Source organism: Curvibacter sp. GW821-FHT01G03, assembly GCF_059422285.1.
Genome location: NZ_JBWKWP010000034.1, coordinates 1 through 25,190 on the forward strand (window position 1 = coordinate 1; position 25,190 = coordinate 25,190).

Sequence of the window (25,190 nt, forward strand, 5' to 3'; positions counted from 1 at the left end):
GTTACGGAGCCGCTGTCGCTGCCTTATGCAGGGTTTCGCGATCCGTTGAAATGGATTGTGAAGATCCCGTAAAAGAAAATTAAGTCAGGTAACGGATGTGTGCTTTGTCTGGTTTTTTACCTGGCTTGTCAGGTTTTTTCTGACATGGCGTGCAGGGACGGCGGGCTTTGCCATTGGAGCGGCCTTGCTGCGAGGCGATGCGAAAAAAAACCGGCCACAAGGGCCGGTTTTCTGAGGATCGCCAAAAATAAATCGATGGTTTTTTCAGCCTTTGGCCATGGGGCGTTGCAAATCGCTGCACCACTCGCTCCAACTGCCGGCAAAAAGGGCGGTGGAGCCCAGGCCGGCCACCTCCATGGCCAACAGGTTGGGCAGTGCGGTGACACCGCTGCCGCAGTGGTGCACCACGGTGGCCGGGGCGCGGCCAGCCAGCAGGCCTTCGAAGGCGGTGCGCAACTCGGTGGCTGGCTTGAATCGGCCTTCGGGCGTCAGGTTGTCGGTGAAAGGGCGGTTCAGGGCGCCAGGGATGTGGCCCGCCACCGGGTCCAGAGGCTCGACCTCGCCCCTGAAGCGCGGTGTGGCGCGGGCATCGATCAAGGTCTGGCTGGGGTGCCCCAGGGTCTGCAGGACCTCGCTGGCCGTGACCAGGCGGCGCAGCGGTGCACGCAGCACGAAGTTGCCGGCGGGCAGGGCCGCGGCCGGGCCCGCCTCGACCGCGCCACCTTCGGCCTGCCAGGCGGCCAGTCCGCCATCGAGCACCGCCACCGCACCGTGTCCGGCCCACTGCAGCATCCACCACAGGCGAGCGGCATAGCTGTTGTTGCTGCGGTCATAGACCACCACCTGCATGTTCTGGTTCAGGCCAGTGGCGGCCAGCCAGGCGGCAAAGTTCTCGCGTGTGGGCAGGGGGTGGCGTCCGCCTGACGCCTTGGGGCTGTCATCGTGCACGCTGAGGTGCCGATCCAGGTCGGCGTGAAGCGCGCCTGGGAGGTGGGCCTGGGCGAATTGGGCCTGGCCGGCCTCGGGTTGAGCCAGATCGAAACTGCAGTCGAACACCAGCAGGGGCTGGCCCTGGGTTTGCAACTGTTGGAGTTGGGCGGCGGAAATGAGGGTGGAGTACATGGCTGCTGAGGCGGACCTGGACCTGTAACGCAATGAGGCTGTGATCGTATAGCGAAAAATCCTCTGTCACCGGGCTTCAGGCCGGAGGCCAACTGGGGCGGGGCCTGAAGCTGCGGGTGTTTTCGCTGGGGGGCGGCGCCTGGCTGTTGAGCCAGCTGTCCTGTGCGCTGGGTGGGCCCTCGGTGGTGTCTTCGGCGGCGGGGTCGGCGCGGTCCTGGCTGAGCCAGCTCAGGCGCCAGATCAGCCCCATGGTGACCAGGGCCAGCAGGGCGCTCAGCGCCATGAGCCATTCGCTCCAGGGCGGCAGCACGCTGGGTTCGGCCAAGGGCTTGGTGGTGGCGCCACCGCGCCGTGGCGCCTGGGGCGGCGGGCAGTCAGTGGATGGGCGTGGTGGCGAGGCCGGGTCTGCCTGGCTTGCCGGGGGGCACCGTGCGGCTGCCGCCAGACCGGCGGCGGTCGTGCGCCCCGGGGCAGAGCTGCGTTGGGGGCTTGCAGAGCGTGCGGAAGCAGGCGTGGCGATGCCGGCTTGGTCGCAGCCGCGCCATGCCGGCTCGATCTCGGTGGCTTCGGTTTGGGTTTGATCCTGCAGGCGATTGGGGCAGAGGGTGACCTGGCTCAATTGGGCGGGGCGCTCAGGCAGCGGGCCACTCAGTTGGTTGCCCTCGACCTGCAGTCGCTTGAGCAGATGCAGTGCGGACAGATTGGGCAAAGGCCCGGTGAAGAGGTTGTAAGCCAGGTTCAGCTGGCTCAGCTGCGGCAGGTCGAGCACCCGTGGCAGGGGGCCGGACATCTGGTTGTGGTCGAGTGCCAGCAACGACAGCGCTGGCAGATTGCGCAGCGCTGGCAGCGGGCCGGACAGTTGGTTGCCGCTGACGCTGAAGCTGTGGAGCTGGAGCAGGCCCGAGGGGTTGGGCAGCGGCCCCTGGAAATGATTCCAGTCGGCCAGAAAGCTGCTGAGCTGGCTCAGGTGGCTGAGCTCGGGCAGGGGGCCGCCGAACTGGTTGAAGCTGAGGTCCAGGGATTGCAGGGCACCGAGCTGGCCAAGCGGGGGCAGCGTGCCGCTGAGCTGGTTGTGGTTGAGGCGCAGGTTCTGCAGTGAAGGCAGGCCCGACAGGTCCGGCAAGGGGCCGGTCAGCAGGTTGTTGCTCAGCACCAGGCTTTGCAGCCTGGGCATGCGCAAAGGGCTGGGCAAGGGGCTGCTGAACTGGTTGAAGCTCAGGTTCAGCTGGGTGAGCGCCGGCAGCTGATTGAGGGGGGGCAGGGGCCCTGTCAGACCGAGGTTGCCGCGCAGGTCCAGAGACTCCAGGGTGTCCAGTGCCGCGAAAGAGCCGGGCAGGGTGCCTTCCAGGCGATTGCCCGGCAGGTGCAGACCGATCACCGACTGCCCATCGGCGGCGCAGCTCACGCCCTGCCAACGTTGCAGGCAGGGATCGCCTTGCAGCCAGTGGGTGTTCTGGCGCCAGCGTGGCCCCTGGGTGGTCTGGTAGAGATCCATCAGTGCCTGCCTCTGGGGCGGGGGCAGTGCGCCCTGCGCCGCGGTGCAGCCCCACACCAGCAGCCCGTACAACATCGGGCGGCCCAGTTGCTGCGGGTGTCGTTGCAGGCCATCGCGAGCCGATGGCCGCAAGGGTGGCGTTGGCGCGGCGCTGGCTGGCTCAACGTGTTCAGGTTCGGGCGTCAGGTCTGCCAGACCCCTGCGCTGGGGGGGAGTCGGGATCGGCGCGGGGCGCGCCGCAGGGCAGATCTGGGGCCTTGGGTTCATGTCCGAGTGGTGTGCGGCCTGGTGGCCTTCTGGGCATCGGGGGTGAACAAGGTAGCGCCAAAATTCGACTTTTCAGATGTAAGTGACGTAAGTGGTTTGAGTCCCGTGAAAGGAAGGTAGGGATTTGTTGTTGTGCCAGCCTGCGAACAGGTTGGTACGCCGGCCCGGAGCCGCTCAGTGCTCTTCGGCGGGCGCGTTCGGGGCGGCCTTGCCGCGCAGCACCGTGGCCCCGATGCCGCTGCCGACAATGAGTGCCATGCCGGCCCAGGCCACCAGGGGCAGGTGGTCCCCGAACAGCAGCACGCTGTAGATGCCGGCGAACACGATGCCGGAGTACTGCAGGTTGGCCACGACCAGCGTGCCTCGCTGGTTGCGCGCCGTGGCGTAGGCGCGGGTCATGCACAACTGGCCCAGCGAGGCCAGCACGCCGATGGGCAGCAACCACAGGGCCCCCGGAAAGGTCAGTGGCGAGGCCCCGGCCACGCCCATGCCCAGCCCCCCGGCCAGAGCCGAGCCGACGGCGAAATAGAACACGGTGCGGGTTTCGGGCTCGCCGATGCGCGACAGCGCCATGACCTGCATGTAGGCAAACGCGGCACACATGCCCGACAACAAGCCGATCAGGGCGGCAAACATCTGGTCGCCCTGCAGGGAGGGGCGCAGCATCATCACCACGCCGGCAAAACCGGCCAGCACGGTGAGCACGAGCGGGCCTTGCAGCATCGGCCGGGATTCGGTGGCCGAGGGGCGCCAGGCCATCAGCGCGCCACCCACCAGAAAAGCCGCCACCCAGACGCTGCTCATGTAGTTCAGCGTCATGGCCGTGGCCAGGGGCAGGTGCCCGATGGCGTAGAACCAGGCCCCCAGCGAGGTCACCCCGACCAGGCTGCGCCAGGCGTGCATCAGGGGGTAGCGGGTGCGCAGGCTGATGCCGCTGTAGCGGGCCAGGGCCCACATGAAGAAGATGCCCAGCAGGCCCCGGTAGAACACCAGTTCGGCGGCGTTGAACTGACTGGATGCGATCTTGACGCACACCCCCATGGAGGCAAAAAAGAATGCCGCCACCACCATCCACATCGCCTGCATCGGGTTCGCTTTCGAGAGTTGTCCAGGCGCGGGCCCGGCGGGCCTTTGCTCGAAACGCACGATGTTACGAAAAAAAAGCGACCCGTGGGTCGCTTGTGTGTCAATGCAGGGGCCTGGGGCGATGCATCAGTAGTTCGCCCCGTGGGTGCCCATGGTTTTGCGATACCACTCATGGAAGTGCTGCATGCCGTCTTCCATCGGGCTCTGGTAGGGGCCCACCTCGTTGTCGCCGCGGGCCAGCAGGGCGCGGCGGCCCGCGTCCATGCGCTCGCCGATTTCGTCGTCCTCGATGCAGGTTTCCATGTAGGCGGCCTGCTGGGCTTCGACGAAATCACGCTCGAAGGCTGTGATTTCTTCAGGGTAGTAGAACTCGACCATGTTGAGTGTCTTCTGCGGGCTGACGGGGTGCAGGGTGGACACGGTCAGCACATGGGGGTACCACTCGACCATGATGTGCGGATAGTAGGTCAGCCAGATGGCCCCCCGCTCGGGCAGCTTGCCCTCGCGGTACTTGAGCAGGACCTCATGCCAGCGCTGGTACACGCTGGAGCCGGGGCGATTGAAGCCGCCCGACACGCCCACGGTCTGCACCGAGTAGTGCTCTTTGAACTCCCACTGCAGGTCGTCGCAGGTGACGAACTGGCCCAGGCCGGGGTGGAAAGGGCCCACGTGGTAGTCCTCAAGGTAGACCTCGATGAAGGTCTTCCAGTTGTAGTTGCACTCGTGCAGCTCGACGCGATCAAGCGAGAAGCCCGTGAAGTCGAGCTCGGCGCGGGGGCCCATGTGAGCCAGATCGGCCTCGATGTCGCGGCCGTTGTCTTCAAACAGCAGGCCGTTCCACTCGCGCAACTTGTAGTTGTTGAGGTTCAGGCACGGGTCGTGTGCAAAGTGGGGGGCGCCCAGCAGCTCGCCACTGGCCTTGTAAGTCCAGCGGTGCAGGGGGCACACGATGTTGCCGCCGGCACTGCCCGGGGCGGTGTCGTGCAGCGAGCCGCGGTCCTTGAGCATGATGGCCTGGCGGTGGCGGCACACATTGGAGACCAGCTCAATGCCGGTCGGCGTGTGCACGAGCGCACGGCCACCGTTTTCTTGCGGCAAGGCGTGGTAGTCGCCCACATTGGGCACGCTCAGACGGTGCCCCACATAACGGGGCCCGCGCTGGAAGATGATGTCCATCTCGCGCTGGAACAGCGCATCGTCAAAATAGCTTGAAACTGGTAGTTGGCTTGCGGCCTGCTGCAGTTGAAGACTTAAATCAGACATGGGTGACCTGACCTAAAGACTCCCCACAGGGAGGTAAAAGCGCGCCGGGGCATTTGGCCAGGGGCCAGGCCACGGGCTGGAGCGCGGTGGTGGGAACCGGGGTTGCCGGCGAGGGGAACCGCGGATTGTACCCTGGGGGTGCTTGATTCGCCAACGCGGCCCTACCGGCGTACGGCTTTCATGACCCAGCGCAAAAGCGCATCCCCTGGTCGACCCATGGCCGCCATGGGGCCCCATGCACCATCCTGGCTTGCGCCCGCGGTGTTGTCGGGCCAGACACCGCCTAGAATTCAGGGTTTGCCCGTTAATGCTCTCTGACATGCCTCCAGCCTTTCTACAGACGGTCCTGCCTGTGTTGCCCTTGCATCGTTCGTCGGCGTTCGTGGGCGTGCTGCCTGGGCCTGGATGGGGCCAGGGGCAGGTTGGCAATGAATACAAATCGGGGGGGCAGGCATGACTGCTGGGGTATCGACGATGGAATGGGATGTTCGAGCCTGGAGCCAGGGTCATCTGGTGCGGGTTGAACAGGCCCTGAGTGATTGGGTGGGGCAGGATGCGCCGGCCAACCTGGGCGATGCCATGCGCTATGCGGTGCTGGATGGGGGCAAGCGCCTGCGGCCCTTGCTGGTGCTGGCGGCTCAGGAGGCCGTGCAAGGCTTGCCGGCCGCCGGTTTGCGGGCCGCCTGCTCGGTGGAGTTGATCCACGCCTATTCACTGGTGCACGACGACATGCCCTGCATGGACAACGATGTGTTGCGTCGTGGCAAGCCCACCGTGCATGTGCAGTATGGCGAGGCCGGTGCCTTGCTGGCCGGCGATGCCTTGCAGGCGCTGGCCTTTGAGTTGCTCACCCCGGACGATGGCAGCGTGCCCGATGCCATGCAGGCGGTGCTGTGCCGACTGTTGGCCCGGGCGGCGGGCAGCGAGGGCATGGCGGGTGGGCAGGCGATTGACCTGGCCAGCGTGGGCAAGGCCCTGGATGAGGCCAGCCTGCGCCGCATGCATCGTCTCAAGACCGGCGCCCTGTTGCAGGGCAGCGTGCTGATGGGGGCTGCTTGTGGCCCTTGCACGCCGCAGGCCCTGCAGGCCTTGCGTCGCTATGGCGCCGCCATGGGGCTGGCGTTCCAGGTGGTGGATGACATCCTCGATGTGGTGGCCGATTCGGCCACGCTGGGCAAGACGGCCGGCAAGGATGCGGCGCAAGACAAGCCGACCTATGTGTCCTTGCTGGGGCTGGAGCCTTCGCGCGCCTATGCTGCCGAACTGCTGCAAGAGGCGCTGACGGCATTGGCAGACAGCGGTCTGCCCGACACGCAGGCACTGGCGGCGCTGGCCAACATGGTGGTGAACCGTTCCAACTGAATCAACACGAGTTGCCCCATCGGCCCTGGTGATGGACGCCCGGGCAACTCGACCAACGAATAGCAACCCGAGATGCAATCCACGAGCTACCCCCTGCTGCAGAAGGTGAACGATCCTGCCGATCTTCGGCGGCTGACGCGCAGCGAGCTCAAGCAGCTCAGCGACGAACTGCGGGCCTATGTGATCGACAGTGTGTCCAAGACCGGCGGGCACCTCAGCTCCAACCTGGGCACGGTCGAGCTCACGGTGGCTTTGCACGCGGTGTTCAACACCCCGCAAGACCGCCTGGTGTGGGACGTGGGCCACCAGACCTACCCACACAAGATCCTGACCGGGCGGCGCGATCGCATGGCCTCGCTGCGTCAGCTGGGGGGGCTTTCGGGCTTTCCGCAGCGTGCCGAGAGCGAGTACGACACCTTTGGCACGGCGCACTCCTCGACCAGCATCTCTGCCGCCCTGGGCATGGCCATTGCCGCCCGCCAAAAGGGTGAGGACCGACATGCCGTCGCCATCATCGGTGATGGCGCGATGAGTGCGGGCATGGCCTTCGAGGCTCTGAACAATGCCGGCGTTCAGCACGACTGCAAGCTGCTGGTGATCCTGAACGACAACGACATGTCGATCAGCCCGCCGGTGGGGGCCCTCAATCGCTACCTGGCCCAGCTCATGAGCGGGCAGTTCTACGCCGCCGCCAAAGAGGTGGGCAAGTCGGTGCTCAAGCCGCTGCCCCCTTTGTTTGAACTGGCCAAGCGCCTGGAGGAGCAGGCCAAGGGCATGGTGGTGCCGGCCACCTTGTTCGAGAAGTTCGGCTTCAATTACGTGGGCCCGATCGATGGCCACGACCTCGACTCGCTGATCCCCACACTGGAGAATTTGCGTCACTTGCGGGGCCCGCAGTTCCTGCACGTCGTCACCAAGAAGGGGCAGGGTTACAAACTGGCCGAGGCCGACCCGGTGGCCTACCACGGCCCGGGCAAGTTCGACCCTGCCGTGGGCCTGCAAAAGCCCAGTACGCCGGCCAAGACCACCTTCACCCAGGTCTTCGGGCAGTGGCTGTGCGACATGGCCGCAGCCGACACCCGCCTGGTGGGCATCACGCCGGCCATGCGCGAGGGCTCGGGCATGGTCGAGTTCGAGAAACGCTTTCCGGGGCGCTACCACGATGTGGGCATCGCCGAACAGCACGCCGTCACCTTCGCGGCGGGCCTGGCGTGTGAGGGCCTGAAGCCCGTGGTGGCAATCTACTCGACCTTCTTGCAGCGGGCGTATGACCAGTTGATCCACGACGTGGCGCTGCAGAACCTGCCCGTGGTGTTTGCACTCGACCGCGCGGGCCTGGTGGGGGCCGACGGCGCCACCCACGCCGGGGCCTACGACATTCCTTTCCTGCGCTGCGTTCCCCAGGTCAGCGTGGCCTGCCCGGCCGATGAGGCCGAGTGCCGCCAGTTGCTGACCACCGCCTATGAGCAGAACCACCCGGTGGCGGTGCGCTACCCGCGTGGTGCTGGCGTGGGCACCGTGCCGGCCACGGATCTGCAGCCGCTGCCTTTTGGCAAGGGTGAGCTGCGCCGTCAGGGACAGCGCATCGCCATCCTGGCCTTCGGCACCTTGCTCTACCCCGCACTGGAAGCGGCCGAAGCACTGGATGCGACCGTGGTCAACATGCGTTGGGCCAAGCCCCTGGACACCGAATTGCTGCTGACGGTGGCACGCGGCCATGACGCGCTGGTGACGGTGGAAGAGGGGGCCATCATGGGCGGCGCCGGTTCGGCCGTCCTGGAGGCCTTGCAGGCAGCCGGTCTGGTGCGGCCGGTGCTGCAGTTGGGCCTGCGCGACGAGTTCATCGAGCATGGCGACCCGGTCAAGCTGCTCAGCCTGCAGGGGCTGGATGCCGCGGGCATTCGACAGGCCATTGAACAGCGTTATGTGCTGCGAGCCGATCAGAACTGATCAGGTGGAGGCCAGGGTGGCAGCGAGGTGTCGCACAAATCCTTGCAAAACCCTGAAGCCTTGCGCAGGCAGCGCCTGATCGCAGGGTAAACCCGTGCCGGGGGGCCGTGGGCGCTTTCTACAATCCAGATTCCTCATTGCAGGCCGGCCTGTCGCGCGCGGCGGTGGCCTGCGGGTTTTTCACACAGTTCGGAGTCAAAACCACATGGATCGTCGTTCAATCCTTAAAAACGCAGGCATCGCAGGCGTTCTGGCCGCTGGTGCCGCCCCCGCCGTGCATGCCCAGGCCGCCGTGCGCTGGCGCCTGGCCTCCAGCTTCCCCAAGTCGCTGGACACGATCTATGGCGCTGCCGAAGTGTTCTCCAAGAAAGTCAAGGAACTGTCGGGTGGCAAGTTCGAGATCTCGGTCCATGCCGGTGGCGAATTGATGCCCCCGTTGGGCGTGGTCGATGGCGTGCAGCAGGGTTCGGTCGAAATGTGCCACACCGTGCCGTACTACTACTTCGGCAAGAACGAAGCCTTCGCCATCGGCGCAGCCATCCCCTTCGGCATGAACTCGCGTCAGATGACCTCGTGGATGATGCACGGCAATGGCCGCAAGCTCATGAACGAGTTCTACGCCAAGTTCAACATCGTGAGCTTTGCCGGCGGTAACACGGGCGCCCAGATGGGGGGCTGGTTCCGCAAGGAGATCAAGACCCCGGCCGACATCAAAGGCCTGAAGTTCCGCATCGGCGGCTTTGCTGGCCGCGTGATCGAACGCATGGGCGGCGTGCCCCAGAACATCCCGGGCGGTGAGATCTATCAAGCGCTCGAAAAGGGCACCATCGACGCCGCCGAGTGGGTGGGTCCTTACGATGACCAGAAGCTGGGCTTCAACAAGGTCGCGCCCTACTACTACTACCCCGGCTGGTGGGAAGGCGGCCCCGAGGTCGACTTCTTCATCAACAACAAGGCGCTGGACGCGCTGTCGGCTGAAAACAAGGCCATCATCGAAGCCGCATCGGCCTATGCCCACGTCGACATGCAGGCCAAGTACGACGCCCTGAACCCCACCGCCCTGAAGCAACTGGTGGGCGCCAAGACCAAGGTCGTGTCCTTCCCCAAGGAAGTGCTGCAGGCTTCGTTCGATGCCTCGATGGCCATCTACGCCGAGCTCGAAGCCAAGAACCCCGACTGGAAGAAGATCTACTCTGACTACCGCGCTTTCCAGAAGGACCAGATCCTCTGGTTCCGCTTTGCCGAAGCCCGTTTCGACAGCTTCATGCAGACCGCCAAGCTGTGATTCAGCGGTGCCGGCATGACCGGCATCGAGGCGCCAGGCGCCACGTCAAAAACGCACCTACGGGTGCGTTTTTTTGTGTCACATGCGGCGAAACTCGGCCAGCTCACGCAACAGGCGCTCGAACTCGGCGCGCAGCGCGGGCGAGGCCGCGTAGAACACCGCAAATTTGCCGCCCAAGGTGCGCACATAGAGTCGGGGGGCAATCAGCCATTCCAGCCCGCGCACCCGGATCAGCTTGCCATAGGCCAGATCGGCCAGGGGCATCACCTTGTCGCCCACCCAGCGCTGGCGCAGCTCGGTGCGGTCGAGCCGGGTGCGGCTGACCACGATGAACCAGGCCGTGCAACTGATCATGGCCTGGGCGGCCAGAAACCACAGACCCGCAGATCGGGCGTGCAGCACGGGCTGGTCCTGCCACCACAGCTGGGCCAGCCACCCCCCGCAGCCCACGGTGACCAGCAGGGCCAGCGCCTTGACCAAGCGCGGGAAGGCCGGTCCTTCAACCGATCCCCCCAGGGGCTCGAAAACAAAGGGCGGGGGGCCCATGCGAGGCAGCTCGAACGCCGCTTCTGCTTCGGGCTGAGGTTGGGGTGAAGGCGTCGGGTCGCTCATGCTTCGGTCCAAGAAAAAGCCCCTGACGGGCAGGGGCTGTAGGGAGGAGGGCGGCGGGCCGCCGTGCTGACTTGTTTACCTGCTCACTTGCTGTCGGCCGGCTTGTCGGTCGAGGGCTTGAACAGCTCCTCGAGTTTCTTCTGCTCGGCGTCCGCGTCTTCTGCCGAAGGGTCATCGGCCTCGGGCGGCGGTGCATCGACCTGCACCTTGTTGACGTCGATCACGGCTTCCTTGGGGATGAACATGGTCACGGTCTGCGGCACGAAGATCACCACGGCCACCAGAATCAGCTGCATCAGCACCCAGGGGATGGAGCCCATGTAGATGTCGGCCGACTTGATGGGCGCCTTGATGCGGCCTTCCTTGAACAGCGTGTCGGCGATGCCGCGCAGGTAGAACAGCGCGAAGCCGAAGGGGGGGTGCATGAAGCTGGTCTGCATGTTCACGCACAGCAGCACGCCGAACCACACCAGGTCGATGCCGAGCTTGTCGGCCACCGGGCCCAGCATGGGCAGGATGATGAAGGCGATCTCGAAGAAGTCGAGGAAGAAGGCCAGGAAGAAGATGAACACGTTCACGGCAATCAGGAAGCCGGTCTGGCCGCCTGGCAGGCCGCTGAGCATGTGCTCGACCCACTTGGCACCGTCCACACCCTGGAACACCATCGAGAAGACGCGTGCGCCAATCAGGATGAAGACCACCATGGCGGTCAGGCGCATGGTGCCCTGCATGGCTTCCCAGATCAGGCCGCGGCTCAGGCGCTTGTGCATGGCGGCCAGCACCATGGCCCCCACCACGCCCATGGCGCCAGCTTCGGTCGGGGTGGCAATGGCGGTGTCGATGCCCGGCAGGCCGCCCATCGATCCCAGCACGGCAAAGATCAGCACGGCCGAGGGGATGATGCCGCGCAGGCACTTGGCCCAGAGCGCCCAGCCCACCAGGGTGCGCGCCGACTTGGGCACGCCCGGAATGTGCGAAGGCTTGATCACGCCCAGTGCAAAGGTGTAGCCGGCAAAGATCAGCACCTGCAGGATCGACGGGCCCCAGGCGCCCTTGTACATGTCGCCCACCGAGCGGCCCAACTGGTCGGCCATGACGATCAGCACCAGCGACGGCGGCACCAGCTGCGTGATGGTGCCCGAGGCGGCCAGCACGCCGGTGGCGTAGCGCATGTTGTAGCCGTAGCGGATCATCACCGGCAGCGAGATCAGTGCCATGGCGATCACCTGGCCGGCCACGGTGCCGGTGATGGCGCCGAGGATGAAGCCCACAATGATCACCGAGTAGCCCAGCCCGCCCTTGACGGGGCCGAACAGCTGGCCCATCGAGTCCAGCATGTCTTCGGCCAGGCCACACTTTTCGAGCAAGGCGCCCATGAAGGTGAAGAACGGAATGGCCAGCAAGAGGTCGTTCGACAGGATGCCGAACATGTTGAGGGGCAGGTTCGACAGGTAGCTGGCCGGGAACCAGCCTTGACTGATGGCGAAGAAGCCCGAGGCCAGGCCCAGGGCCGCCAGCGAGAATGCGACCGGGAACCCGATCAGCATCACCAGTACCAGCCCCCCGAACATGAAGGGCGCGAAGTTTTCCATCTGCATTTTGAAGAGTCCTGAAATCCGGTGGTTGAAGGTGAAGGTGTCAGCGCAGGGCTGGCATCACTGCACCGGCTTTTCGTAGCGGGTATCGAGCTCAAGGTGGCCAGTCAGGTAGGCCACACGCTTGATCACCTCAGACACACCCTGCAGGAACATCAGGCCGAAACCTGTAGGCAGCAGCAGCATGGCGGGCCAGCGGATCAGCCCCCCGGCATTGCCCGACACCTCACCTGTCAGGTACATCTTCATGAACAGGGGCCAGCTCAGGTAGGCCAGCAGGCCCATCACCGGCAGCAGGAACACCACCAGGCCCAGCAGGTCGACCACCACCGGGCCCTTGCCGCGCAGCTTGCCGTACAGGATGTCGACGCGCACGTGCTCGTTGAACTTGAGCACGGCGGGTGCACCGAGCATCACGGTGGCGGCGAACAGGTACCACTGGATCTCGAGCCAGCCGTTCGAGCTGATGTCAAAACCATAGCGGATGAAGGCATTGCCGGCCGAGATGAGGGCGGCGAACAGGACGGTCCAGGCGGCCACATGCGACATGCGCACGCTGATCCAGTCCACCAGCGCAGAGAGTTTGAGTAAGATTGACACGCTGTGTCTCCAGTGATTTTTTTGAGTTGCATACCCCAGCACCCGGTTGGGCGAGTGCTTCAGGTCTGCAACCTTGGCGGGTGGGCAATGGTAGCGCCAGCTCACTGAAAAAACCCTGACTACCTGAGGCCGGGTTTCCCCCAGGCATCCTCGGGGCCGGCCGTTGTCAGTGCCCGCACCCCACTTTGCCCCGACCGCCGTCTGGGGCCCGCTGCAAGGAGTATTTTTGTCACCTGATCTCATTCACCTGATGGCCGCGGCCGTGTTTGCCATTGCGCTGGTCCATACCTTTGCAGCCAGTGCCATCGAGCACCTGGCCCAGCGCCATCCGCGTCACGCCGGCTTGCTGCACCTGCTGGGCGAGGTCGAGGTGGTGTTCGGCTTCTGGGCCTTCGTGCTGTTGGGCATGATGGCCTTGGTGCAGGGCACGGCCAGCGCCGTGGCCTATGCCGAGTCGCGCCAGTACACCGAGCCGCTGTTTGTGTTTGTGGTCATGGTGGTGGCGGCCTCGCGCCCGGTGCTGGTGGCGGTGTCGTCCGTGCTGCAGGCCCTCAGCGGCCTGTTGCCGCTGCGCCGCCCGGTGGCCCAGGCCTGGCTGGTGCTGGCCGGAGTGCCCCTGCTGGGCTCCCTGATCACCGAGCCTGCGGCCATGACCATTGCGGCGCTCACGTTGGCGGGCACGGTGTTCCGCCCTGAGGTGCCGGTGCGCCACAAGTATGCGGCGCTCGGGGTGTTGTTCGTCAACGTGTCCATTGGCGGCACCCTCACCTCCTATGCCGCACCCCCGGTGTTGATGGTGGCGAGCGCCTGGCAGTGGGACTCGGCCTTCATGCTGACGCACTTCGGCTGGAAGGCCGCCGTGGCCGTGGTGCTCAACGCCACGGTGCTGGTGGGCTTCATCCGCGGCTCGCTGCAGGAGCCCGAGAGCCCCCGCCAAACGCACGAAATGCGCGACACGCGGGAGCCGAATGGGGCCGTGCCCTGGGTGGTGACGGCGGTGCACCTGGGCTTTCTGGCCGCAGTGGTGCTGATGGCCCACCATCCGGTGATCTTCATGGGGCTGTTCATGATGTTTCTGGGCTACACCCAGGCCTACAGCCGCTTTCAGGCCCCCCTGATCATCAAGGAGGGCTTGCTGGTGGGCTTTTTCCTGGCCGGCCTGGTGGTGTTGGGCGGTTTGCAGCAATGGTGGTTGCAGCCCCTGGTCTCGGGCCTCTCACCCACGGCACTGTTTGTGGGGGCGACGGCCTTGACCGCCATCACCGACAACGCGGCACTCACCTACCTGGGTTCTCTGATCGAAGGCATTTCTGACGGCGCCAAATACATGTTGGTGGCCGGGGCCGTCACAGGCGGCGGCCTCACCGTGATCGCCAATGCCCCCAATCCGGCCGGCGTGGCCCTGTTGCGCAACGGTTTCCCGGATGGTGCGATCAGTGCCGGCGGCCTGTTGCTGGGGGCGCTGGCGCCCACGGTCGTGGCCGCACTGGCCTTCTTCTTTCTTTGAGCCCCTGGCCTGACCCGCCGCTCCGGCCATGCCCCATCCCGCACTGAACCCCTCGGCCGCGATCGATTCGCCCCAGCTCTGGTCGGCCGGCCCCTCTCTGCTGTCGCTGGCCTTGATGGATGCCCGCAATCACACGCTGGCCCTGCTGGCGCGCTTTGAAGAGGCCGAGGACAGCGGGCATTGGCGCTGGCAGCCTGGGCCCGGCGTGGAGCCGCCGTTGTGGCTGGCCGGCCATGCCGGCTGGTTTGCCGAGTACTGGGTGGGGCGCAACACCCGGCGCGCCTTGGGGTTGAACTGCCCGCCCGACGCCTTGCGGCTGCCTTCTTCAGACCCGGCAGCCGACCGCCTGTGGGACCCACGCTGGCGCAGTGCCGCGCAGCGAGCCGCCGAGGCCTTGCCCCAGCGTGCGGCGGTGCGATCGTGGTTGCTCGACACGTTGGAGTCCACCCTGGATCTGCTGGACCGGTTGCCTGAAGACGATGCTTCGCTGTATTTCTTCCGATTGGCTCTGTTCCATGAGGATCTGCTCGGCGAGCGCATGATCCGGCTGGCCCAGGCCCAGGGCGTGCCGCTGGACCTGCCCGAGCCCGCAGTGCTGGCGGCACGCGACCCCTTGCTGATCCCGGCCACCCGCTGGGCCTTGCCGCACCGCAGTGGTGGCTTCCACCCCGAGGGCGAGCCTGGCCAGCTCAGCGTGGCCGTTCCTGAGTTCGAGATCGATGCCCAGGCAGTGAGCTGGGCCCAATACATCGAGTTTGTCGACGATGGTGGCTATGACCAGGCCGAACACTGGCTGCCCGAAGGTTGGGCCTGGTTGCAGGCGCAGGTGGGCCGCACCGCGCCGCGCCACGTGGAGCACATGGGGGCGGCTCGCCCGGGCAGCAGCGGCGGTGTGCTGCAGAACCGTTTTGGTCGCCGCGTGCGCTTGGCCGGGGCCCACCCGGTGGTGCATGTGAGTTGGTGGGAGGCCGATGCCTGGTGCCGCTGGGCCGGTCGGCGCCTGCCCGATGAAGTGGAATGGGATCTGGCCGCCCACACCGCAGCCCGCCGTGGCTGGCGCTGGGGTGAGGTTCATGAATGGACCGCCAGCCGCCTGCGCCCCTGGCCCGGGGCTCAGCCTGGCCCGTGGCGTGATTACGCCTGGCCGCTGATGGAGCAGGCCCGGGTGCAGCGCGGGCATTCGCTGGCCAGCCGGGCGCGCCTGCGCGATGCGGGCTGGCGCTGGTTTGGCCAGCCGCACGAAGACGATGCCTTCGTGGGTTTCCGTTCCTGCGCGATCTGAGCTGGGTCGTTCGGGCTTGGCTTCAGGCCAGGCGCACCGCCGGTGGGCGTTCGGCCACGGTCTCGGGCTGGGCGGCTTCGCCTGGACGCAGCCGGATGACGGTCTGGGCCAACTGGGCCACGTCCTGTGGGTCGTGGGTGACCAGCAACACCGGGATGCGGATCTGTTCCAGCAAGCTCTGCAATTCGTCGCGCAGGCGCAGGCGCAACTCGGTGTCCAGGGCCGACAGCGGCTCGTCCAACAGCAGCAGGCGCGGCTGGGCCGCCAGTGCACGGGCCAGTGCCACGCGCTGGCGTTGGCCACCGGACAGGTGCGGCGGCCAGGCGGGGGCCAGTTCCTCCAATTGAAAGCGGGCCAGCATCTCATTCACCCGATCGTCGGCCTGCGGGCTGTGGGGCTGACCGGGTCGGCGCACGCCGAAGGCCACGTTCTGGCGCACGGTCATGTGTGGAAACAGTGCGTAATCCTGGAACACATAGCCCACACTGCGCTCGCGTGCGCTCAGGCACAGTCCGCGCTGGCTGTCCTGCAACGTCAGGTCTTGGACGCGCACATGGCCCGGTGCGTCAATCAGGCCCGCCACGGCCTGCAGCGTCATGGACTTGCCCACCCCCGACGGGCCCAGCAAGGCCGTGCGCAGGCTGGTCGATTCAAAGGCCACCTGGAGCGCGAAATGCCGCCCCGGGGCATGGGCCTCAAGTTGCAGCTGGATGTCCAGCACGGGCGGCGTCGGGGGGCGGGGTTGAGCGTGCGGCATGGTGGGCAGGGGTGGGGTCAGTGTCGCGCCTGAAGCAGCCGGCCGGAGCCCACCAGCACCAACACGCAGACGGCGGAGATGAGGCCGGTCAGCCACAGGGCCTGGGCATCATTGCCGGCCTGCACGGCGTCGTAGACCGCGATCGACAGGGTTTGGGTCTTGCCCGGCAGGTTGCCCGCGATCATCAGCGTGGCGCCAAACTCGCCCATGGCCCGGGCAAAGGTGAGCATCAGGCCGGCGGTGATGCCGCGCAGCGCCATGGGCAGGCTGATGCGCCAGAACACCTCCAGCTCGCCCGCCCCCAGGGTGCGCGCTGCCTGGGCCAGGCGGGGGTCGGTTTCTTCGAAGGCGGCGCGGGCGCCCTTGTAAATCAGGGGCAGTGACACCACCGCAGCGGCGAGCACGGCCCCCTGCCAGGTGAACATCAGGTTGATGCCCAGCCATTGGTCCAGGTAGCGCCCCAGCAGCCCGTTGCGCCCGATCAGCACGATCAGGTAGTAGCCCAGCACGGTGGGGGGAAGCACCATGGGCAGCATCAGCAAGGCATCCAGCAGGGCGTGGCCGACAAAGCGGCGCCGCGCCATCCACCAGGCCAGGCCCACGCCCAGCACGCCGCTGGCCACGGTGGCCAGGCAGGCCACCTTCAGGGTCAGCCACAGCGGGATCAGGGTCGATTCAGGCATGAAGCGGGCGCAGGATACGGTTGAGGGGGTGGTTCGCTATTCCGCACTTGAATAGCGCAATTGGCGTGAGTTTAGCGCCAGCCGTGCCAGCCCGCCGGAATGGTTAAAGTTCAGGGCATGGTCAGCGCCCTCAGCCCGGAAACACCGATGCCTCAGATTTTCGCCCCCGCTCCCGTCCTGCACTGGTCGGAGGCGCTGGGCCACAGCCCCAGTGACAAACGCCTGGAGATCCTGCGCGGCATCGCGGCAGGCGGCAGCATCTCGCAGGCCGCGCGCGATGCGGGTGTGAGCTACAAGGCCGCCTGGCAGGCGATCGACACCTTGAGCAACCTGGCCGGTGCCGAGCTGGTGCAGCGGGCGGTGGGGGGGGCGGGCGGCGGTGGGGCCGTGATCACCCCGCAGGGCGCCTGGTTGCTGCGCGTGGCAGACGCCCTGGCGGTGGCACGTCAGCAGGTGCTGGCTGAGCTGGCCGGCGCTGGCGCGGCAGCGGGCATGGGCAGTACGGGCACCCAGTCCCCCGCGCTGGGCTTGCGCACCAGCATGCGCAACCAATGGCCGGCCACCGTGACGGCACTGCGGCGCCAGGGCGCCGTGGTGCTGGCACAGCTCAGCCTGGCCGGGCCGGATCGGCTGCAGGCCTCGTTGACCCGCGAGAGCGCCGAGTTGCTGGGCCTGCGCCAGGGGCTGCCGGTGCTGGCCTTGTGCAAGGCCACGGCGGTGCGCATCCTGCCCCTGGGGCCGGGTGAAAGCGAGGGCGAGGACCGCCTCGATGCCGTGTCGAGCGTGACGGGCCGGGTGGCCCGCACCACACGCGCTGGCGAGCTGCAGGAGGTGGTGCTGACGTCGGAGGGCGGGCTGCAATGGGTGGGTTTGACGACCCAGGGCGGGACGCTCAGGCGCGGTGCCCTGGCCCGGGCCGTGGTTGAACCCGCTGCCGTGGTGCTGGGTTCTGTCGATTGAGGGGGCGGCGAACCCGTCAATCGCCGGTCGGGCGTGCTTTCTGTCCCAGTTTGCGGTAGACGGTGGCCCGGCTGATGCCCAGGCGCTGGGCGGCTTCGGCCACATTGCCGCGGGCTTCTTCCACTGCCTGCCGGATCAGCGCGGTTTCCAGGTCGCGCAAGGGCCTGGCGGCCGCAGTGCCGCCCTCCTGCCGTGCAGCCGCAGTTGCCTGGGGCGTCGCGCCGCGCAAGCGGGCCAGCGCCTGCAGCCGCAGGCCAGACCACAGCGGCACATCCAGCGGCGGTGCCTGGCGCCGGGCGTGGTCGACCAGCATGCCCCATGGCACGGCGAACAGATCGTCGGCCTGAAGGCGGGCGCCAGGCCGCAGCAGCGGGCGGGGCAGCATCTGGCGGCCCGCAGGGTTGCAGGCCAGCACCGCACCCTCGGTGTCCAGGCACAACAGGCCTTCGGCATCGGCTGCCGGGCCTTCGGGCATGGGGGCCCCGGGCCAGTTCAGGCGCAGCATGATGTGCCAGGGGCTCTGCAGCACCAGCGCGTTTTCGATGTGGCGTGCCGCCCGCGTCACCAGGTGGCGCAGCTCGGGCCGCTCCGGCACCTCCACCCCGGTCAGGTCCAGCATGCCCACGCAATGGCCTTCGGGGCCGATCAGCGGGGCGCCAGCGCAGCTGTAAATCGCGTGCTGCTCAAAGAAATGCTCCCCCTGGTGCAGCCACACCGGTTGCAGCTCCGTGAGTGCCGCGCCGATGGCCGTGGTGCCCACATGGCGCTCGGAAAGGTCCACCCCCACGCGGGCAATCGTGGTGGCGGCCTCCTGTTGGGGGTCGATGGGGCCGTGCACGTCCACCACCACCCCCTGGGCATTGGTCAGCAGGCTGAAATAGCGGGTGCCTGCAATGGCGCGCGAGAGCTGGGCCAACACCGGGCGTGCCGCGTTGATCAGGTCGCGGTTGCCCTCGGTCAGTTGGCGTTGCGTGCTGGCGCTGACCGGGCCGAACTCGACGCTGTGGTGGGGCCGCAGGCCGTCGGCCAGGCAACGTTGCCAGGAGCGAGTGATCCAGGGCTCGATCGGGGCGTGGCCGAGGTTCGGTGACCCGCCCAGGCCGCCATTCAGCCAGGCCTGCCGGGCCTGCCGGATCAAGGCCTGTCGGTCATGAGCGGGCGGGGATGCTCGCAAGGAGGGGGTGTCAGTCGCTGGCATGGGCCTGGGGCGGTGGCTGGGTGACTGGGGTGGGCGGGCTCGGTGGTTGGCACCCGGACCTCCGGGAGCCAACTGGGTGAGCGGTGTTGTGCAGACATCAAACGGTCATGGCTGTCGCAAATTGAGAATATCCGAGTCGAGCCGTCTGCATCCTAGGGTTTTGCCTAGCCAACGCGGACCGGGGCCGCGAAAAGATGCCAGCTGTTCCAAGCCTCTACTTTTCAAGGAGATGGTCCATGCAGGTTGAACTCAAGGTGAATGGCCGTGTGGCCCGGGCGGATGTGGCGCCCAATACCCTGTTGGTGCAGTTGCTGCGCGAGCAACTCACCCTCACGGGCACCCATGTCGGGTGCGATACCAGCCAGTGCGGTGCCTGTACCGTGTTGCTGGACGGCCGGGCCGTCAAATCGTGCACCGTGCTGGCCGCCCAGGCCCAGGGCGCCGAGGTCACGACCATCGAGGGTCTGGCCCAGCCCGATGGCACGCTGCACCCGATGCAGGCTGCCTTCAAGGAGTGCCATGGCCTGCAGTGCGGCTTCTGCACCCCGGGCATGGTGATGAGCGCGGTCGATCTGTGCCGGCACCACCCGAAGGCCGGCGAGAGCGAGATCCGGGAGCTGCTGGAAGGCAATCTCTGCCGCTGCACCGGCTACCAGAACATCGTCAAGGCCGTGGTGCAAGGCCGGGACGCCATGGCCGCAGGTGGCTGAGCCCCTGGCGAGCTCGTTCAGCGCATCAACCCTCGGCCCGCGCCAACAGGCGATGGGCGCTTCGATTCCCGAACATCAGGAGACAAAGACATGGGTGCCTCAGATTTTGCCAACCTTCCGCACATCGGTGCCGCCGTGCGCCGCAAGGAAGACTACCGTTTTCTGACCGGGGCCGGCCAGTACACCGACGATGTGGTGCTGGCGGCCCAGGCCAACGCGGTGTTCGTGCGATCGCCTCATGCGCATGGCCGCATCAATGCCGTCGACATCGCGGCCGCCCAGGCCGCGCCGGGTGTGCTGGGGGTGTTCACCGGGGCCGATGTCGCGGCCGCCGGCATCAACGGCCTGCCATGTGGGTGGCTGATCACCAGCACCGACGGTCAGCCCATGAAAGAGCCACCGCACCCCATCCTCGCGCAGGGCAAGGTGCGTTACGTGGGTGACCATGTGGCCATGGTGGTGGCCGAGACCTTGCAGCAGGCGCGCGATGCAGCCGAGCTGGTGAACGTCGATTACGAGGTACTGGACGCGGTGGTGCAGGTGGCTGACGCCGCCAAGGGCCCGGCGCTGCACGACAACGCGCCTGACAACCACTGCTTCAAGTGGGCCATTGGTGACAAGGCCGCGGTGGACGCCGCCTTCACCGGCGCGGCCCACGTGACCCGGCTGGACCTGGTGAACAACCGCCTGGTACCCAACGCCCTGGAGCCGCGCGCTGCCATCGGTTCGTACAGTCGAGCCAATGATGAGTACACCCTGTACGTGTCCAACCAGAACCCACACGTCGAGCGCCTGCTGATGACCGCGTTTGTCATGGGGTTGCCCGAGCACAAAGTGCGGGTGATTGCCCCGGACGTGGGGGGCGGCTTCGGCTCCAAGATCTACCTGTATGCCGAAGACGTGTGCCTGACCTGGGCCTCCAAGAAGCTCAATCGCAACATCAAATGGGTGGCTGACCGCAGCGAGGCCTTTTTGTCGGATGCCCACGGTCGCGACCATGTGAGCCACGCCGAGATGGCCATGGATGCCCAGGGCCGCTTCCTGGCCATGCGTGTCCACACCGATGCCAACCTGGGCGCCTACCTGAGCACTTTTGCCAGCGCCGTGCCCACCATCCTCTACGCCACCTTGCTGGCGGGGCAGTACACCACGCCGCAGGTCCATGTCGAGGTGGACGCCTGGTTCACCAACACCGCGCCGGTCGATGCCTACCGGGGTGCCGGGCGCCCCGAGGCCACCTACCTGCTGGAGCGCCTGGTCACTCGCTGCGCCTGGGAGATGGGCCTGAGCCAGGCCGAGATCCGGCGTCGCAATTTCATCACCAGCTTCCCCTACCAGACCCCGGTGGCGCTGCAGTACGACATCGGCGATTACCCGGCCTGCCTGGATCAGGCTGAGCAACTGGCCGATGCCGCCGGCTTCGAGGCCCGCAAGTCGGCCAGCGCCGCCAAGGGGCTGCTGCGCGGCATCGGCTACAGCAGCTACATCGAAGCCTGCGGCATTGCGCCGTCGAACATCGCCGGTGCGCTGGGGGCCCGGGCTGGCCTGTTTGAATGCGGCGAAGTGCGGGTGCACCCGACCGGCAGCGTCACGGTGTTCACCGGATCGCACAGCCATGGTCAGGGCCACGAGACCACCTTTGCCCAGGTGGTGGCCGCCCGCCTCGGGCTCACTCCGGATCAGGTCGACGTGGTGCACGGCGACACCGGTCGCGTGCCCTTCGGCATGGGCACCTATGGCTCGCGATCGATTTCGGTCGGTGGCGCGGCCATCATGAAGGCGCTGGACAAGATCGAGACCAAGGCCAAGAAGATCGCAGCCCACCTGCTGGAAGCCAGCGATGTCGACATCGACTTTGCGAACGGCGAATTCACGGTGCGTGGCACCGACAAAAAGGTGACCTTTGGACAGGTGGCGTTGACCGCCTATGTGCCGCACAACTACCCGCTCGACAAGCTGGAACCCGGGCTCAACGAAACCGCCTTCTACGACCCGACCAACTTCACCTTCCCGGCCGGCACCTACATCTGCGAAGTCGAGGTCGACCCGGCCACCGGCACCGTGCGGGTGGACCGTTTTGCCGCGGTGGATGACTTTGGCACCATCATCAACCCGATGATCGTCGAGGGGCAGGTCCATGGGGGGCTGGTGCAGGGCATCGGCCAGGCGCTGATCGAGAACTGTGTCTACGACCGCGAGACGGGCCAACTGCTCACGGGCAGTTTCATGGACTACGCCATGCCGCGCGCCGATGATTTCCCGGAGTTCAAGCTGGGCCACGTCTGCACGCCTTGCACGCACAACCCGCTGGGCACCAAGGGCTGCGGTGAGGCCGGGGCCATTGGCTCGCCACCCGCCGTGATGAACGCCGTGCTCGACGCGCTCAAGCCCCTGGGGGTCCAGGATCTGGACATGCCCGCCTCGCCCGCCCGGGTCTGGTCGGCCATCCAGGCTGCCCGGGCTTGAGCCCCATTCCGGCACCCCGAATCCCCGAACAAGGAGAATCGCACCATGTACGCCTTCACTTTTGAAGCCCCCGCCACCGTGGCGGAAGCCGCAGGTCTGGCCCAGGCCGGCGGCAAGCTGCTGGCGGGTGGCCAGAGCCTGCTGCCCTCGATGAAGCTGCGCCTGTCCGCCCCTGAACAGGTGGTCGACCTCAACCGCATTCCTTCGCTGGCCGGCATTCGGCGCGAAGGCCAGTCCATTGTGATCGGCGCCATGGCGCGCCATGCTGATGTGGCCGCGAACGCCGAGTTGCAGGCGGCCATTCCGGCACTGGCCGATCTGGCAGCCCACATCGGGGACCGCCAGGTGCGGGCCCGGGGCACCCTGGGGGGCTCGGTGGCCAACAACGACCCGGCGGCCTGCTACCCCAGCGCCTTGTTGGCCCTGGGCGCCACGGTGATCACCGACCGTCGCGAGATCGCTGCCGATGACTTCTTTCTGGGCATGTACACCACGGCCCTGGAGGACGGCGAGATCATCACGGCGGTGCGTTTTCCCATTCCGCAGCGCGCGGCCTACATGAAGTTCAAGCAGGCTGCGTCGCGCTTCTCGCTGGTTGGGGTGTTCGTGGCACAGACCCCTGCCGGCGTGCGGGTGGCGGTGACCGGGGCCGCCAGCGCGGTGTTCCGTCATGCCGGTCTGGAGGCGGCGCTCAGCCAAAGCTTCACACCCGAAGCCGCTGCACGGGTGAGCATCGATGCGGCCGATCTCAACAGCGACATCCACGCCAGTGCGGTCTACCGCGCCAACCTGATCAGTGTGCAGACTCAGCGTGCCGTGGCCCGGGCCCTGGCTGGCTGAATCCCGACGCAAGGAGACCCCCTCTGGTGCTCGCATCCATCGACGCGCTTCAACAGGCCCTGGCGGGGGTCGGATACCTGGCCGACCGGCGCCTGGCCACGGCCGTCTTTCTGGCCCTGAAGCTGCAGCGCCCGCTGCTGCTGGAGGGCGAGCCCGGGGTGGGCAAGACCGAACTGGCCAAGGCCTTGTCCCAGGTGCTGCAGCGACAGTTGATCCGCCTGCAGTGCTACGACGGCCTGGAGCAGCGCGAAGCCCTTTATGAATGGAACTATGCGGCCCAGTTGCTGCACCTGCGGGTGGCCGAGGGGCGCTCCCAGGGCCTGGGGGAGGGGGACGATGCTGAGCGAGAGGTCTACCAGGGCCGCTACCTGATCCGGCGCCCGCTGTTGCAGGCGCTGCAAGCCCCGGCCCCCGGGGCCGTGTTGCTGATTGACGAAGTGGATCGGGCCGACGAACCCTTCGAGGCTTTTTTGCTCGAGTACCTGGGCGAGTACCAGGTCAGCATCCCCGAACTGGGGACCATCAGCGCGGCGTGCAAGCCTGTCACCCTGCTCACCAGCAACCGCACGCGCGACCTCAACGATGCGGTCAAGCGCCGCTGCCTGTACCACTGGCTGGACTACCCTGATCGTGAGCGCGAACTGGCCATCGTGCGGGCCCAGGTGCCCCTGGCCAGCGCGGCCTTGGCTGAGCAGGTGGCCAGCTTTGTGGCCAGGTTGCGCAGCACCCCTTTTGCCAATGCCTTCCAGCGTGCGCCAGGCATTGCGGAGAGCGTTGAATGGGCCAAGGCCCTGGTGGCCCTGGACACGCTGGCGATCGACCCCGAACTGGCCTCGGACACCGCCGGCATCCTGTTCAAGCAGCGCGAAGACGTGGCCGCCTTGACCCATGAACTGGCCACCCAATTGCTCAAACCCGACGAGGTCTGAGGAGGCTGGCCATGAATCCCCGCTTGGGCGATGCGCGCAGCGGCAAGCTGGCCGACAACATCACGGGCTTCGGGCGTACCTTGCGCCGGGCCGGTGTGCCGCTGGATGCCTCGCGCATGGCACTGGCCTTGCAGGCCGCGCAATGGGTTGACCTGGGCCGTCGCGACGACCTGTGTGCGGCGCTGGAGACGGTGCTGGTGAGCCGCGAGGCTGACCGTGCCGTGTTCCGCGAGCTGTTCGACGCTTATTTCCGCGACCCTGACATGGCCCGTCAATTGCTGGCCCAGATGTTGCCCACGGCCCAGGGGCGTGCCGAGCCCTCGCGCCGGCGTCCGCGCGTGAACGAAGCCTTGTCACCCCCGAAGGCGGCCGGTCAGGCCGGCCCTCCCAAAGCCCCTGACGACAAGATTGAACTTGATGCCGCCATGACGGCCAGTGAGGCCGAGCGTTTGCGCCGAGCCGACTTCAACGGCCTGTCGGCGTCTGAATACCAGTTGGTGGAGCGCCTGGCGCGACGCATCGCGCTGCCCATGCCGGTGTTCGAGTCGCGCCGTACCCGGGCTGGCGCGGGCGGCGCGCGCATCCATTGGCCCGGTGTGATGCAACAGGCCGCCCGCACCGGTGGTGAGTTGTTGCACCTGCCGCGCCTGCGTCGGCGTGTGCAGCCGCTGCCTTTGCTGGTGCTGGTGGATGTGTCGGGTTCGATGGAGCGGTACGCACGGCTGCTGCTGGCCTTTTTGCATGCCGCTACCGCCGGCCTGCCACGGCGTGACGTGTTCGCGTTTGGCACCGGCCTGACCGATCTCACGCCGGCTTTCCGTCTGGCCGACACCGACGCCATGCTGGCCCAGGCCAGTGCCCGCATCAGCGACTTTGCCGGCGGCACCCGGCTGGGTGATTCTCTGGCCCAGTTGCGGCAGCGTCATGCGCGGCGTCTGCTGGGGCGGCGCACCCTGGTGTTGCTGATCAGCGATGGGCTCGACACGGGCGAGCCGGCCGCACTGGGGCGCGAGCTGGCCTGGCTGCGTCGCCACACGGGCCGCCTGCTGTGGCTCAACCCCCTGCTGCGCTTCGAGGGCTACGCCCCGCTGGCGCGTGGGGCCATCGAGCTGCATGCCCAGGCACACGGCATGCTGGCGGTCCACAATCTGAGCCGGCTGGAGGATCTGGCCGGCAGCATCGCGGCGGTGCTGCGGCGTTGAGCCGCGGCAGGCAGCCCCT

General features: G+C 66.8%; 21 protein-coding genes. 11 read left to right on the forward strand and 10 right to left on the reverse strand.

The annotated features are described in order from the left end of the window. Positions 1–264: 264 nt before the first annotated feature. The 4 genes from AC07VS_RS28125 to AC07VS_RS28140 all read right to left on the reverse strand — a co-directional run bounded on the left by AC07VS_RS28125 (position 265) and on the right by AC07VS_RS28140 (position 5,233). Positions 265–1,122 (reverse strand): sulfurtransferase, encoded by an 858-nt coding sequence (locus tag AC07VS_RS28125; RefSeq protein ID WP_494658241.1) that lies wholly within the window; start codon positions 1,120–1,122, stop codon positions 265–267. A gap of 76 nt (positions 1,123–1,198) precedes the next feature. Then, the gene (locus AC07VS_RS28130; protein WP_494752613.1) at positions 1,199–2,884 is read right to left on the reverse strand and encodes a leucine-rich repeat domain-containing protein; all 1,686 of its coding nucleotides are present in this window, start codon (positions 2,882–2,884) and stop codon (positions 1,199–1,201) included. 174 nt (positions 2,885–3,058) lie between these two features. Continuing rightward, positions 3,059–3,970 (reverse strand): DMT family transporter, encoded by a 912-nt coding sequence (locus AC07VS_RS28135; RefSeq protein ID WP_492348029.1) that lies wholly within the window; start codon positions 3,968–3,970, stop codon positions 3,059–3,061. 126 nt (positions 3,971–4,096) lie between these two features. Then, positions 4,097–5,233 (reverse strand): aromatic ring-hydroxylating oxygenase subunit alpha, encoded by a 1,137-nt coding sequence (locus AC07VS_RS28140; protein ID WP_492348030.1) that lies wholly within the window; start codon positions 5,231–5,233, stop codon positions 4,097–4,099. A 453-nt stretch (positions 5,234–5,686) separates the two neighbouring features. On the opposite strand from AC07VS_RS28140, the gene AC07VS_RS28145 reads away from it, so the two are divergent. The 3 genes from AC07VS_RS28145 (at position 5,687) to AC07VS_RS28155 (ending at position 9,830) form a co-directional block, all read left to right on the forward strand. Beyond that, positions 5,687–6,595, forward strand: coding sequence for a polyprenyl synthetase family protein (locus AC07VS_RS28145; RefSeq protein WP_494752614.1), 909 nt, complete (start codon positions 5,687–5,689; stop codon positions 6,593–6,595). A gap of 72 nt (positions 6,596–6,667) precedes the next feature. Continuing rightward, positions 6,668–8,545: a 1-deoxy-D-xylulose-5-phosphate synthase gene (gene dxs, locus AC07VS_RS28150; RefSeq protein ID WP_494658238.1), complete on the forward strand. Its 1,878-nt coding sequence runs from the start codon at positions 6,668–6,670 to the stop codon at positions 8,543–8,545. A gap of 205 nt (positions 8,546–8,750) precedes the next feature. After that, entirely contained in the window at positions 8,751–9,830 is a 1,080-nt protein-coding gene (locus AC07VS_RS28155) for a TRAP transporter substrate-binding protein (RefSeq protein WP_494658237.1), read from the forward strand. A 78-nt stretch (positions 9,831–9,908) separates the two neighbouring features. On the opposite strand, the gene AC07VS_RS28160 is transcribed toward AC07VS_RS28155, so the two are convergent. The 3 genes from AC07VS_RS28160 to AC07VS_RS28170 form a co-directional block, all read right to left on the reverse strand. Further along, a complete protein-coding gene (locus tag AC07VS_RS28160; RefSeq protein ID WP_494752615.1) occupies positions 9,909–10,442 on the reverse strand; it encodes a hypothetical protein in 534 nt (177 codons plus the stop codon). An 83-nt stretch (positions 10,443–10,525) separates the two neighbouring features. Beyond that, positions 10,526–12,040 (reverse strand): TRAP transporter large permease, encoded by a 1,515-nt coding sequence (locus tag AC07VS_RS28165; RefSeq protein WP_494658235.1) that lies wholly within the window; start codon positions 12,038–12,040, stop codon positions 10,526–10,528. A gap of 57 nt (positions 12,041–12,097) precedes the next feature. Then, on the reverse strand, positions 12,098–12,637 hold the full coding sequence (locus AC07VS_RS28170; protein ID WP_494658234.1) for a TRAP transporter small permease subunit: 540 nt from the start codon (positions 12,635–12,637) through the stop codon (positions 12,098–12,100). Between the two features lie 250 nt (positions 12,638–12,887). Here AC07VS_RS28170 and AC07VS_RS28175 point away from each other — a divergent pair, with 250 nt between their 5' ends. Both AC07VS_RS28175 and AC07VS_RS28180 read left to right on the forward strand, forming a co-directional pair. Beyond that, the gene (locus tag AC07VS_RS28175) at positions 12,888–14,144 is read left to right on the forward strand and encodes a putative Na+/H+ antiporter (RefSeq protein WP_494658243.1); all 1,257 of its coding nucleotides are present in this window, start codon (positions 12,888–12,890) and stop codon (positions 14,142–14,144) included. Between the two features lie 28 nt (positions 14,145–14,172). Further along, positions 14,173–15,426 carry an SUMF1/EgtB/PvdO family nonheme iron enzyme gene (locus AC07VS_RS28180; protein WP_494752616.1) on the forward strand — a complete coding sequence of 418 codons (1,254 nt, stop codon included), beginning with the start codon at positions 14,173–14,175 and terminating at the stop codon, positions 15,424–15,426. Positions 15,427–15,448: 22 nt separating this feature from the next. Here the strand turns inward: AC07VS_RS28180 and AC07VS_RS28185 are convergent, their stop codons facing one another. After that, positions 15,449–16,183 (reverse strand): ATP-binding cassette domain-containing protein, encoded by a 735-nt coding sequence (locus tag AC07VS_RS28185; protein WP_494752617.1) that lies wholly within the window; start codon positions 16,181–16,183, stop codon positions 15,449–15,451. A 17-nt stretch (positions 16,184–16,200) separates the two neighbouring features. Next, positions 16,201–16,866, reverse strand: a complete 666-nt coding sequence (gene modB / locus AC07VS_RS28190) for a molybdate ABC transporter permease subunit (RefSeq protein ID WP_492348039.1) — start codon at positions 16,864–16,866, stop codon at positions 16,201–16,203. 147 nt (positions 16,867–17,013) lie between these two features. Between modB and AC07VS_RS28195 the strand changes: the two genes are divergently transcribed. Continuing rightward, entirely contained in the window at positions 17,014–17,826 is an 813-nt protein-coding gene (locus AC07VS_RS28195) for a TOBE domain-containing protein (protein ID WP_494658231.1), read from the forward strand. A gap of 16 nt (positions 17,827–17,842) precedes the next feature. On the opposite strand, the gene AC07VS_RS28200 is transcribed toward AC07VS_RS28195, so the two are convergent. Next, complete coding sequence (locus AC07VS_RS28200) at positions 17,843–19,024, reverse strand: helix-turn-helix domain-containing protein (RefSeq protein WP_494752618.1); 1,182 nt, start codon at positions 19,022–19,024, stop codon at positions 17,843–17,845. A 236-nt stretch (positions 19,025–19,260) separates the two neighbouring features. Between AC07VS_RS28200 and AC07VS_RS28205 the strand changes: the two genes are divergently transcribed. The 5 genes from AC07VS_RS28205 to AC07VS_RS28225 all read left to right on the forward strand — a co-directional run bounded on the left by AC07VS_RS28205 (position 19,261) and on the right by AC07VS_RS28225 (position 25,171). After that, positions 19,261–19,734 (forward strand): (2Fe-2S)-binding protein, encoded by a 474-nt coding sequence (locus AC07VS_RS28205; RefSeq protein ID WP_494658229.1) that lies wholly within the window; start codon positions 19,261–19,263, stop codon positions 19,732–19,734. A 90-nt stretch (positions 19,735–19,824) separates the two neighbouring features. After that, complete coding sequence (locus tag AC07VS_RS28210) at positions 19,825–22,200, forward strand: xanthine dehydrogenase family protein molybdopterin-binding subunit (RefSeq protein WP_494752619.1); 2,376 nt, start codon at positions 19,825–19,827, stop codon at positions 22,198–22,200. 45 nt (positions 22,201–22,245) lie between these two features. Next, positions 22,246–23,040, forward strand: a complete 795-nt coding sequence (locus AC07VS_RS28215) for an FAD binding domain-containing protein (RefSeq protein ID WP_492348044.1) — start codon at positions 22,246–22,248, stop codon at positions 23,038–23,040. 26 nt (positions 23,041–23,066) lie between these two features. Beyond that, entirely contained in the window at positions 23,067–23,969 is a 903-nt protein-coding gene (locus tag AC07VS_RS28220; RefSeq protein ID WP_492348045.1) for an AAA family ATPase, read from the forward strand. 11 nt (positions 23,970–23,980) lie between these two features. Beyond that, positions 23,981–25,171, forward strand: coding sequence for a vWA domain-containing protein (locus AC07VS_RS28225; protein WP_492348046.1), 1,191 nt, complete (start codon positions 23,981–23,983; stop codon positions 25,169–25,171). Positions 25,172–25,190 lie beyond the last annotated feature (19 nt).